Annotated in this window: 11 protein-coding genes; all 11 read left to right on the forward strand. The window is 68.6% G+C overall.

Features of this window, described 5'->3' with window-relative positions:
• The first annotated feature begins 1 nt into the window (after window position 1).
• The 11 genes from AC1DCT_RS00080 to AC1DCT_RS00130 all read left to right on the forward strand — a co-directional run bounded on the left by AC1DCT_RS00080 (window position 2) and on the right by AC1DCT_RS00130 (window position 11746).
• A complete protein-coding gene (locus tag AC1DCT_RS00080) occupies window positions 2–1687 on the forward strand; it encodes a CTP synthase (protein WP_477427733.1) in 1686 nt (561 codons plus the stop codon).
• A 1-nt stretch (window position 1688) separates the two neighbouring features.
• The gene (locus tag AC1DCT_RS00085; RefSeq protein WP_477426862.1) at window positions 1689–2288 is read left to right on the forward strand and encodes an NUDIX domain-containing protein; all 600 of its coding nucleotides are present in this window, start codon (window positions 1689–1691) and stop codon (window positions 2286–2288) included.
• Between the two features lies 1 nt (window position 2289).
• Entirely contained in the window at window positions 2290–3192 is a 903-nt protein-coding gene (gene xerD, locus AC1DCT_RS00090) for a site-specific tyrosine recombinase XerD (protein WP_477426864.1), read from the forward strand.
• 123 nt (window positions 3193–3315) lie between these two features.
• The gene (locus AC1DCT_RS00095; RefSeq protein ID WP_477426866.1) at window positions 3316–4863 is read left to right on the forward strand and encodes an amino acid permease; all 1548 of its coding nucleotides are present in this window, start codon (window positions 3316–3318) and stop codon (window positions 4861–4863) included.
• Between the two features lie 7 nt (window positions 4864–4870).
• Window positions 4871–5593, forward strand: a complete 723-nt coding sequence (locus AC1DCT_RS00100) for a FadR/GntR family transcriptional regulator (protein ID WP_477426867.1) — start codon at window positions 4871–4873, stop codon at window positions 5591–5593.
• Window positions 5594–5608: 15 nt separating this feature from the next.
• The gene (locus tag AC1DCT_RS00105) at window positions 5609–7000 is read left to right on the forward strand and encodes a glutamine synthetase family protein (protein WP_477426869.1); all 1392 of its coding nucleotides are present in this window, start codon (window positions 5609–5611) and stop codon (window positions 6998–7000) included.
• A gap of 34 nt (window positions 7001–7034) precedes the next feature.
• Window positions 7035–8438, forward strand: coding sequence for an aldehyde dehydrogenase family protein (locus tag AC1DCT_RS00110; protein WP_477426871.1), 1404 nt, complete (start codon window positions 7035–7037; stop codon window positions 8436–8438).
• 33 nt (window positions 8439–8471) lie between these two features.
• Window positions 8472–9251 (forward strand): 3-oxoacyl-ACP reductase, encoded by a 780-nt coding sequence (locus AC1DCT_RS00115; RefSeq protein WP_477426873.1) that lies wholly within the window; start codon window positions 8472–8474, stop codon window positions 9249–9251.
• Window positions 9244–9966: a gamma-glutamyl-gamma-aminobutyrate hydrolase family protein gene (locus tag AC1DCT_RS00120; protein ID WP_477426874.1), complete on the forward strand. Its 723-nt coding sequence runs from the start codon at window positions 9244–9246 to the stop codon at window positions 9964–9966. The genes AC1DCT_RS00115 and AC1DCT_RS00120 overlap by 8 nt, the downstream gene beginning before the upstream one ends.
• Before the next feature lie 81 nt (window positions 9967–10047).
• Entirely contained in the window at window positions 10048–10911 is an 864-nt protein-coding gene (locus AC1DCT_RS00125) for a ParA family protein (RefSeq protein WP_441977059.1), read from the forward strand.
• Entirely contained in the window at window positions 10895–11746 is an 852-nt protein-coding gene (locus tag AC1DCT_RS00130; RefSeq protein ID WP_440735211.1) for a segregation and condensation protein A, read from the forward strand. Before AC1DCT_RS00125 ends, AC1DCT_RS00130 begins: the two co-directional genes overlap by 17 nt.
• Window position 11747 lies beyond the last annotated feature (1 nt).

Below are 11747 nucleotides of genomic sequence, written 5' to 3' on the forward strand. Positions count from 1 at the left end.
GATGCAGAACTCAGCCGCGCGGACAGACAACGACACCACCAAGCACATCTTCGTGACGGGCGGTGTCGTTTCCTCGTTGGGCAAGGGCCTGACGGCAGCCAGCCTCGGCAACCTGCTCACCGCCCGCGGACTGCGCGTCGTGATGCAGAAGCTGGATCCCTATCTGAATGTGGATCCGGGCACGATGAACCCTTTCCAGCACGGCGAGGTCTTCGTCACGGATGACGGTGCGGAGACCGACCTCGACATCGGACACTACGAGCGCTTCCTCGACATCGAGCTGAGCCAGGCCGCGAACGTGACGACCGGCCAGATCTACTCGCAGGTCATCGCCAAGGAGCGCCGCGGCGAGTACCTCGGCGACACCGTGCAGGTCATCCCGCACATCACCGACGAGATCAAGCGCCGCATGCGCCTGCAGGCCGATGAGACGCCGCGCCCCGACGTCATCATCACCGAGATCGGCGGCACGGTCGGCGACATCGAGTCGCAGCCGTTCATCGAGTCGGCGCGTCAGATCCGCCATGAACTGGGCCGCAAGAACGTGTTCTTCGTGCACGTGTCGCTGGTGCCGTTCATGGGTGCGTCCGGCGAGCAGAAGACCAAGCCGACCCAGCACTCCGTCGCGACGCTGCGCTCGATCGGCATCCAGCCGGACGCGCTCGTGCTGCGCAGCGACCGGCCCGTCACCGACTCGAACAAGCGCAAGATCGCGCTCATGTGCGACGTCGACGAGGATGCGGTCGTGAACGCGGTCGACGTGCCCAGCATCTACGACATCCCGACCATGCTCAACGACCAGGGACTCGACACCTACATCGTCGAGGCGCTCGGGCTCGGCAAGGCCACCGATGTGGACTGGTCGCGGTGGCAGAAGGTGCTGCAGGCGGTGCACAACCCGAAGCACGAGGTCACGATCGGCCTCGTCGGGAAGTACATCGACCTGCCCGACGCCTACCTCTCGGTCACCGAGGCGCTCAAGTCCGGCGGCTTCGCACACGAGGTCGCCGTGAAGATCCGCTGGATCCCGTCCGACTCCTGCGAGACCCCTGAGGGGGCGGCGAAGGCGCTCGCCGACGTCGATGGCATCTGCGTGCCCGGCGGCTTCGGCATCCGCGGCATCGAGGGCAAGCTCGGGGCGCTGCGCTTCGCCCGTGAGCAGGGCATCCCGGCCTTGGGACTGTGCCTGGGACTGCAGTGCATGGTCATCGAGTACGCCCGCAACGTCGCCGGGATCGAGGGTGCCTCGTCCAGCGAGTTCGACCCCGACACCGCCGAGCCGGTCATCGCGACCATGGCTGAGCAGGTCGAGATCCTCGACGGCGGCGACCTGGGTGGCACCATGCGCCTGGGGCTGTACAAGGCGGCGCTCGGCGAGGGTTCGCTCGCCGCCGAGCTCTACGGTGCGACCGAGGCCTCGGAGCGGCACCGCCACCGCTACGAGGTGAACAACGCCTATCGCGACCGCCTGGCGGACGCGGGGCTCTCGTTCTCCGGCCTCAACCCCGAGCTCGACCTCGTCGAATACGTGGAGCTGCCGCGCGACGTGCACCCGTTCTACATCGCCACCCAGGCGCACCCCGAGCTGCGCTCGCGCCCGACCGAGCCGCACCCGCTGTTCCGCGGGCTCGTCGGCGCCGCCATCGAGCGGCACCGCTCCAGCGAGCTGTTCGACGACGAGGACTGACGTGACCGACCCCACCGCCGCGCCGCGGGACGAGCCGCTCGAGGCCGAGGTGCTCGCCAGCGCCGAGGTCTATCGCGGCGCGGTGTGGGGGATCCGGGAGGATCGCGTCCGCTACGGCGGCGGTGAGATCGTGCGGCAGTACATCGATCACTCCGGCGCCGCGGCAGTCGTCGCCATGGACGAGGACGGGCGGGTGCTGCTCATCCAGCAGTACCGGCACCCGATCCGTCAGCGCGACTGGGAGCTGCCCGCCGGACTGCTCGACGTCGTGGGTGAGGATCCGATGGACGCCGCGCGGCGCGAACTCGCCGAGGAGGCGGATCTCGTGGCCACCGGGTGGGAGCCGCTCGTCTCCACCTATACGACACCGGGCAGCAACTCCGAGATCGTGCACATCTACCTCGCCACGGGCCTGAGCCCGGCGAGGGAGACCTTCGCGCGCACGGACGAGGAGGCCGACATCCGGCTCGCCTGGGTGCCGCTGCACGAGGCCGCTGATGGAGTGCTGGCCGGACGGCTGCGCAACGGAATCCTCGCGGTGGGCGTGCTGGCGGCCGAACGGCGCCTGTCGTCCACGGGGCGGCAGAGCCGCGGAGCCTGAGGTGCAGCTCGACCGGGCGCTCGACGCGTATCTCCGGCACGTGACGATCGAGCGGGGGCTTGCCGGGCACACGCTCGCCGCATACCGGCGCGACCTGGACGGATACCTGACGTGGCTGGGCGCGCAGGGGATCACCGACACCGAGGCGATCACCGCAGAGACCGTCGCCGCGTTCGTCGCGGAGCGCGCGAGCTCCGAACCGCCACCGGCCGCATCGAGCCTCGCCCGACTGCAGTCCTCCGTGCGCGGCTGGCATCGCTTCCTCGCCCGTGAGGGCATCGCCGACGCGGATCCGAGCGCGCGCCTGCGTCCGCCGAAGCAGCCTCGGCGCCTGCCGAAGGCGCTGACGATCGACCAGGTCGAGCGGCTGCTCAGCGCCCCGTCGGCCGAGGATCCGATCGGGGTCCGCGACCGTGCCCTCCTCGAGCTGCTGTACGCCACGGGCGCGCGCGTCTCAGAAGCGGTCTCGCTGGACGTCGACGACCTCGCGCACGGCGAGCTGCTGAGGCTGCGGGGCAAGGGGTCCAAGGAGCGCATCGTGCCCGTGGGCTCGTATGCCAGGGCCGCGGTCGACGCGTATCTCACCAGGGTGCGTCCGGCGCTCGCGGCGAAGGGGCGCGCGTCGGCGAAGCTGTTCCTCGGCGCACGTGGCGCGCCGCTCAGCCGTCAGAGCGCTTGGCTGATCATCCGCGCCGCCGCCGAAGGCGCGAAGATCACCGCGGAGGTGTCGCCGCACACGCTCCGGCACTCCTTCGCGACCCACCTGCTGCAGGGCGGCGCCGACGTGCGCGTCGTGCAGGAGCTTCTCGGGCACGCCTCGGTCGCGACCACGCAGATCTACACGCATGTCTCGGTCGACACCCTGCGTGACGTCTACGTCACGGCGCATCCGCGAGCACGCTGAGCGCAGCTCATGTTTCCGGCAGGTGACATTTTCAATGGTTTGAAGTCAGACCATTGACACTGGCTGATCCGAGTCGCCAGAATCGCTGCACACGCTCCCTCCACTGAAAGCAGGCAGCACTCCATGAGCGAATCGACAAAGGCGCCCGACTCACACCCGATCGACGACGACGCCGCAGCCCTGGCCGCCCTGGGCTACAAGCAGGAACTGCACAGAGGGATGTCGGGGTTCAGCAACTTCGCCGTCTCCTTCTCGATCATCTCGATCCTCGCGGGGTGCATCACCTCGTATGCGATCGCCCTGAAGTCCGGCGGACCGTCCGCCATCAACATCGGCTGGCCGCTCGTCGGCGTCTTCGTGCTCATGGTCGCGCTCGCGATGGCCGAGGTGTGCTCGAAGTACCCGACCGCCGGCGGGCTCTACTTCTGGGCCGGCCGCCTCGCGAAGCGCAACAAGCGCCAGTGGGCGTGGACCGTCGGCTGGTTCAACTTCCTCGGCGAGGTCGCGGTCACCGCCGCGATCGACTTCGGCGCCGCGACCACGATGATGGCGTTCGCCAACCTCGTGTGGGGCGTGGAGGTGAACCCCTTCAACACGTTCGGGCTCTTCGTCGTCCTGATCGTGATCCATGGCCTGCTCAACACCTTCGGCGTCAACATCGTGAGCCTGCTCTCGAACGTCTCGGCCTGGTGGCACATCGTCGGAGTGCTCATCATCGTCGCGGTGCTGTGGATCATGCCGACCCAGCATCAGTCGGCCGGCTGGACCTTCACCGGCTTCTACAACGGCACCGGCTGGTCGTTCGCCCCGTACGTGTTCCTCATGGGCCTGCTCATGGCGCAGTACACCTACACCGGATACGACGCCTCGGCCCACGTCGCGGAGGAGACGAAGAACGCCTCCATCGCCGCCCCGAAGGGCATCGTGATGAGCGTCGTGATCTCGATCATCGGCGGCTGGATCCTGCTGTACTCGATCACCGCGGCCATCCAGGACTCCTCGGACAAGGGCATCGAGAAGCTGCTCGGCAGCGCGACGGGCCTGCCACCGGCGCAGATCTTCCTCGACGCGCTCAACAACCCGACGATGGCGAAGTTCCTGCTCTTCATCGTCTGCGGCGCCCAGTTCTTCTGCGGCATGGCCTCCGTCACGGCCAACTCCCGGATGAGCTACGCGTTCTCACGCGACAACGCGATCCCCGGGTCGCGGCTCTGGGCGAAGGTGAACAAGCGCACCGGAACCCCGACGAACTCGATCTGGCTCTGCGTGGTCCTGTCGATCATCCTCACGATCCCCGCGATGTGGAACCTGACGGCGTACCTCGCGGTCACCTCGATCGCCGTCATCGGTCTGTACATCGCGTACGTGACCCCGGTGTTCCTGCGGCGCCTCGACAAGAGCTTTGTGCCGGGACCGTGGAACCTCGGGCGGTGGAGCACGATCGTCGGCTGGATCGCCGTCGTGTGGGTCGTCGTCATCATCATCCTGTTCGTGCTTCCCCCGGTGAATCCGGTCACGATCGACACGTTCAACTACGCACCGATCGCGGTGATCGTGGTGGCGCTCCTGGCCACCGCCCTGTGGTTCGCTTACGGTAAGCGCGACTTCATGGCATCCAGCGTCGAGGCCGAGCACCTCACGGTCGCACCGGACAAGCTCCTGGAGGAATGATCAGGACATGACGGACGCGATGGACTCTCCTCTGGTGGATGCGGCGCTGCACCCGGTCCGCGGCCACATGGCCTTCGAGAGCTGCGTGGAGCAGCTCGGATCGGCCATCAGGCTCGGGATCTTCCGGGTGGGGACGAAGCTGCCCGGCGAGCGTGAGCTCGCCGAGAAGCTCAGCGTCTCCCGCGCCACCCTGAGAGAGGCCATCAGCGCCCTTCGCGCCGCCGGGCTCGTCACGACGACCCGGGGGCGCGGAGGGGGCACCGTCGTCCTCCCGGCCGCGGAGCAGTGGCCGACAGACCAGACCCCGCCGCGACGTGCCGAGATCGACGACGTCATCGTGTTCCGCTCCGTCATCGAACCGGGCGCCGCGTATCGCGCGGCCCTGACCGACCTCGATGCTGCGCAGCGCACGCTCCTCACCGACAGCCTCGCCGACCTGTCCGCGGCCGAGACCCCCGCCGACTACCGGCAGGCGGATGCTCGGCTGCACCTGGCGATCGCGACGGTCTGCGGATCCGATGAGCTGGCGCGCTCCTGCAGCGCCGTCCAGGTGCGGATCCACCAGCTGCTCGCCGAGATCCCCTTCCTCAAGACCAACATCGACCATTCCGAGACCGAGCACCGCGCCATCGTCGCGGCGATCCTGGACGGCTCCGCCGACCGGGCCCGCGACATCATGACCGCGCACTGCGACGCCACTGCCGCGCTTCTCAAGGGCCTTCTGAAGTAAAGGACACCGCTGCACATGACCTCCTCCGACCTCACTGTCCCCGTCCGCAACGACCGGATGCTCACCGTCGAGCAGCTGCGCGGGCGGATCCTCGACGGCTCGCTCGACACCGTGATCCTCGCGTTCACCGACATGCAGGGGCGGCTGCAAGGCAAGCTCCTGCACGCACGCTTCTTCCTCGACTCGGTCCTCGGGCACGGCACCGAGGGCTGCAACTACCTGCTCGCCGTGGACGTCGAGATGAACACGGTCGACGGCTACGCGCACGCCTCCTGGGCCGACGGCTACGGCGACATGGAGTTCGTGCTGGATCTGGCGACCATCCGGCTGCTGCCGCATCGTCCTGGCACAGTCATGATCCAGTGCGACCTCGCAGGGACGAACGGCGACGCCGTGCGAGTCTCGCCGCGCGAGATCCTGCGGGCGCAGACGGAGCGCGCGGCCGCTCACGGCTGGAAGGCCCTCGCCGGCACCGAGCTCGAATTCGTGATCTTCAACACGCCGTACGACCGGGCGTGGGACACCGGCTATCGCGATCTGGAGCCGGCCAACCGCTACAACATCGACTATTCGATCCTCGGATCCACTCTCGTCGAGCCGCTCCTGCGCGAGATCCGCAACACCATGTACGCCTCGGGGCTGAACGTGGAGTCGGCGAAGGGGGAGTGCAACTTCGGCCAGCACGAGATCGCGTTCCTCTACGACGAGGTGATCACCACGGCCGACAACCACGCGTTCTACAAGACGGCGTCGAAGGACATCGCCCGCCAGCACGGCCAGTCGATCACGTTCATGGCGAAGCCGAACCAGCGCGAGGGCAACTCCTGCCATGTGCACATGTCGCTGCGGGGCAAGGACGATGACGCCCTGGTGTTCTGGGATGCGGAGCGCGGTGCCCGCACAGCGCTGTACGACCACTTCATCGCCGGCGTGCTGGCGACCATGCGCGACTTCACGCTCTTCTACGCGCCGAACATCAACTCGTACAAGCGATTCGTGAAGGGCTCGTTCGCACCGACGGCGGTCGCCTGGGGCATCGACAACCGCACGAGTTCCGTGCGCCTGGTCGGCCGCGGCGCGGGCGCGCGCATGGAGAACCGTCTTCCCGGCGGCGACATGAATCCGTACCTGGGGCTCGCGGCCATGCTCGCGGGCGGTCTGTACGGCATCGAGCACGAGCTGACGCTGGAGCCGGAGACCAAGGGCAACGCGTACGAGTCCGGAGCGCCGACCGTGCCGTCGACCATGCACGAGGCGCGCGAGGCCCTCGCACAGTCCGCGATCGCGAACGAGGTGTTCGGGGAGGACGTCGTGCGGCACTACGTGAACTACGCCGACGTCGAGATCGCCGCCTTCGACGCGGCGGTCACCGACTGGGAGCTGCGCCGCGGCTTCGAGCGGCTGTGAACAGGTTCATCGGAGACTTCGAAAGGCTGTGGGCATGAGGATCCCTTCTTCCCGCTATGGCGCGGCCGGCGCCTTCACCGTGCTGAACCCCGCCACCGGACACCCGGTGGGGGAGGTCGGGCTCGCGGACCTCGCCGAGACCGATGCGGCGATCGAGCGCGCCCATCGCGCATACCCCGCGTGGCGGGCGATCGCCCCGGGCGAGCGCGCGAGGCTGCTGCGTGCGTTCGCGAGCGTCGTCGAGGCGCACATCGACGAACTCGCCGCGCTCGAGGTCGCCAACGCCGGCCACACGATCGGCAACGCGCGCTGGGAGGCCGGCAACGTCCGCGACGTGCTGAACTACTACAGCGCGAGCCCCGAGCGGCACTACGGCAAGCAGATCCCCGTGGCGGGCGGCATCGACGTCACCTTCCACGAACCGCTCGGCGTGGTCGGCATCATCGTGCCGTGGAACTTCCCGATGCCGATCGCCGGCTGGGGGTTCGCCCCCGCGCTCGCCGCAGGCAACACGGTGGTTCTGAAGCCCGCCGAGCTCACTCCGCTCACCGCGATGCGCCTGGGTGAGCTCGCGCTCGAGGCCGGGCTGCCCGAGGGCGTGTTCACCGTCATCACGGGCAAGGGCAGCGTGGTCGGCGACCGGTTCGTCACGAACCCCCTCGTGCGCAAGGTGTGCTTCACCGGATCCACCGAGGTGGGCAAGGGGATCATGCGCGGCTGCGCCGATCAGATCAAGCGCGTGACGCTCGAACTCGGCGGCAAGAACGCGAACATCGTCTTCGACGATGCGGACCTCGAGGCGGCGGCCGCGGCGGCCCCGGGCGGAGGTCTCGACAACGCAGGGCAGGACTGCTGCGCCCGCTCTCGGATCCTCGTGCAGGAGAACGTCTACGAACGCTTCCTCGAGCTGCTTCAGCCCGCCGTCGAGGCGTTCCGGGTGAAGGATCCCTCCGCCGAGGACGCGGAGATGGGACCGATGGTCTCGGCGCGGCAGCGGGACGCGGTCGCAGCGCACCTGGACGGCGCCGACATCGCGTTCCGCGGGCGGAGTGTCGAGGGCGCGGACTGGGACGGCGGGTTCTGGCTCGCTCCCGCCGTGGTGCTGCCGCGCAGCGCGAGCGACCCGGTGTGGGCGCAGGAGCTCTTCGGCCCCGTGCTGGCCGTCATGCCGTTCCGCGACGAGGCCGACGCGATATCCAAGGCCAACGACACCGAGTACGGCCTGAGCGGATCCATCTTCAGCCGCGATATCGGCCGCGCCCTGCGCGTGGCCCGCGGCGTGGAGAGCGGCAACCTCTCCATCAACTCGCACTCCTCGGTGCGCTACTGGACCCCGTTCGGCGGGTTCAAGCAGTCCGGGCTCGGGCGCGAGCTCGGACCGGACGCGCCGGACTCCTTCTCCGAGGTGAAGAACGTCTTCATCTCGACGACGTACTGAACTCCTCCCCACACAGCGAAAGGCATCACAGGAATGGGAAAGCTCGAAGGCAAGGTCGGTGTCATCACCGGCGGCTGCAGCGGTATCGGACTGGCGACGGCGAAGAAGTTCGTGGCGGAGGGTGCGAAGGTGGTCATCGGCGACCTGGACGAGGCGAACGGCCCCCGCATCGCGGAGGAGCTCGGCGGCGTGTTCGTCAGGGTGAACGTGACCGATCAGGCCGAGGTGGAGAACCTCTTCAAGGTCGCGCACGACACCTACGGCCGCATCGACATCGCCTTCAACAACGCCGGGATCTCGCCCGCGTCCGACGACTCTATCCTCAAGACCGGGATCGACGCCTGGAACCTGGTGCAGGACGTCAATCTCACCAGCGTCTACTACTGCTGCAAGGCGGTGCTGCCGTACATGCTCGAGCAGGGCAAAGGATCCATCATCAACACCGCATCGTTCGTGGCGATCATGGGCGCCGCGACGTCGCAGATCTCGTACACGGCCTCCAAGGGCGGCGTGCTCGCGATGACCCGCGAGCTCGGCGTGCAGTTCGCCCGCAAGGGCATCCGCGTCAACGCCCTCTGCCCCGGCCCGGTGAACACGCCGCTGCTGCAGGAGCTCTTCGCGAAGGACCCCGAGCGCGCCGCGCGCCGGCTCGTGCACGTGCCGATGGGGCGTTTCGCCGAGCCCGAGGAGATCGCGAATGCGGTGGCGTTCCTCGGCAGCGACGAGTCGAGCTTCATCACGGCGATGGACTTCCTGGTCGACGGCGGCCTCTCGAACGCGTACGTCACGCCGCTGGATTCGGACTTTGACTGACACGCGCCCCGTCATCGGGCTCACGACCTACCGCCAGGCCGCCGACTGGGGCACCTGGCGGCAGGTCGAGGCCGACCTCCTGCCGAGCGACTACGCGCGCTCGATCGAGCGCGCGGGCGGCGTGCCGCTGCTCCTGCCCCCGGTCGCGGCGGCGGGCGCCGCGGGCGACGTGCTCGCACGCCTGGACGGGCTCCTGATCGCGGGCGGCGCCGACGTGAACCCGGCCCGATACGGGCAGGAACCGGATCCGAGTGTGGTGCGCTGGTACGACGACCGCGACGCGTGGGAGCTCGCGCTGCTCGCCGAAGCGGAGCGGATCCGCCTGCCTCTGCTCGGGATCTGCCGCGGCATGCAGGTGATGGCGGTCGCCGCTGGGGGGACCCTCGTGCAGCACCTGCCCGATGTGGTCGGCCACGATGAGCACGGGGGAGGGCCGACGTCGTACGGCTCGGCTGCGGTGCGCATCGATGCCGAAGGGCGGGTGGCGGACCTGGTGGCGCCCGAGATCACGGTCCCCGTGCACCATCACCAGGCCGTCGCGGAGCATCCGGGCTATCGCCCGGTCGCGCACGACACCGATGGCGTGCTGCAGGCCATGGAGGGCGAGGGTGATCGGTTCGCGGTCGGAGTGCAGTGGCATCCCGAGACCGATGAGGATCCCGGCCTCTTCGGCGGACTGATCGCAGCCGCGAAAGAGCGCATGCGCAGCCGCTGATACCGCCGGATCGGCGTGTGGAGCCGGAGCCGGAACCTCGTCGGCGGCTATGATCGTTCGAGCACGACGAGCAGGAGAAACGTGGCGAAGAAGACGAAGGACGACACCCCGATCGGGCCGACCGGGCGTCCCTACCAGGGCTTCCCCATCCCCGCTCCGCTGAAGGCTCACGGCCCCGCGCGCATCATCGCCCTCTGCAACCAGAAGGGTGGCGTCGGCAAGACCACGACGTCGATCAACCTCGCCGCGTCGTTCGCCGAGTACGGCCGTAAGGTGCTCGCCGTCGACTTCGACCCGCAGGGCGCGCTGTCGGCAGGCCTCGGGATCCCGACCCACGACATCCCGACGGTCTACGACCTGCTGCTGGATACCAAGCGCGATCCGCGCGAAGTGATCGTGCACACCCACGTCGAGGGTCTCGACCTGATCCCCGCGAACATCGATCTGTCGGCCGCCGAGGTGCACCTCGTCAACGAGGTCGCCCGCGAGACGATCCTCTCGCGCGTGCTGCGCCAGGTCGCGGGGGAGTACGACGTCATCCTGATCGACTGCCAGCCTTCGCTGGGTCTGCTCACCGTGAACGCGCTCACCGCTGCGCACGGCGTGCTGATCCCGCTGGAGTGCGAGTTCTTCGCGCTGCGCGGCGTCGCCCTGCTCATCGAGACGATCGACAAGGTGCGCGACCGGCTGAACCCGTCGATCATGCTCGACGGCCTGCTCGCCACCATGTACGACGCGCGCACTCTGCACTCCCGCGAGGTGCTGGAGCGCGTGGTCGAGGCGTTCGGCGACGATGTGCTGGAGACCGTGATCGGGCGCACCGTCAAGTTCCCCGACGCCTCGGTGTCGGGCGTGCCGATCACCGAGTTCGCGCCGGAGCATCCCGCCGCACAGGCGTACCTGCGACTGGCCCGGGAGCTGGTCGCCCGTGGCGCCGTCGCCTGACTCGGACGCATTCGCGCCGGAGACGGCGGAGCCCGGATCGGTCCCCGAGGTCGCCTCCGGGTTCCGCGTCTCCCTGTCGAACTTCGACGGGCCGTTCGACCTGCTGCTGAATCTCATCTCGAAGCACGAGATGGACATCACCGAGGTGTCGCTGAGCAAGGTCACAGACGAGTTCATCGCGTACCTGCGCGAGCTCGGCCCCGACGAGGATCTCGACGAGACGAGCGAATTCCTCGTCGTCGCGGCGACCCTGCTCGACATGAAGGTCGCCGGGCTCCTGCCGCAGGGCGAGCTCGTGGATGCGGAGTCCGTCGCGCTCCTGGAGGCCAGGGATCTGCTGTTCGCGCGCCTGCTGCAGTACCGCGCGTTCAAGGAGGTCTCCGCCTGGTTCGCCCGCAGCCTGCAGTACGAGGATCGGCGCCACGCCCGCGCGGTGCGGCTGGATGAGAAGCACCGTGCGCGCACGCCGGAGCTGGTGTGGACGCTCAGCGCCGCGGACTTCGGCACGCTCGCCCTGCTCGCGTTCGCGCCGAAGGAGATCCCCACGGTCGGCCTCGACCACCTGCATGCGCCGCTCGTGAGCATCCGCGAGCAGGCCGCGATCGTGGTCACGCTGCTGCGCAGCGCCGAATCCGTGACGTTCCGCGAGATCGTGGCGGGGGCTGTGGAGCCCGGGATCGTGGTGGCGCGCTTCCTCTCCGTGCTCGAGCTGTACCGGCATGCGGCGCTGAGCTTCGAACAGCTGGAGCCGCTCGGCGAGCTGACCCTGCGCTGGTCGGCCGAGCACTGGACCGACGAGATGCTGGCCACGTTGGGAGCCGACTATGACCGATGAC

The sequence above is a fragment of the Microbacterium sp. 10L49 genome, assembly GCF_056395125.1.

Bases quoted from the DNA above. Each gene is read 5' to 3' on its own strand.
- AC1DCT_RS00080 (WP_477427733.1), top strand. From the start codon at position 2: ATGCAGAACTCAGCCGCGCGGACAGACAACGACACCACCAAGCACATC.
- AC1DCT_RS00095 (WP_477426866.1), top strand. From the start codon at position 3,316: ATGAGCGAATCGACAAAGGCGCCCGACTCACACCCGATCGACGACGAC.
- AC1DCT_RS00100 (WP_477426867.1), top strand. From the start codon at position 4,871: ATGACGGACGCGATGGACTCTCCTCTGGTGGATGCGGCGCTGCACCCG.
- AC1DCT_RS00105 (WP_477426869.1), top strand. From the start codon at position 5,609: ATGACCTCCTCCGACCTCACTGTCCCCGTCCGCAACGACCGGATGCTC.
- AC1DCT_RS00110 (WP_477426871.1), top strand. From the start codon at position 7,035: ATGAGGATCCCTTCTTCCCGCTATGGCGCGGCCGGCGCCTTCACCGTG.
- AC1DCT_RS00115 (WP_477426873.1), top strand. From the start codon at position 8,472: ATGGGAAAGCTCGAAGGCAAGGTCGGTGTCATCACCGGCGGCTGCAGC.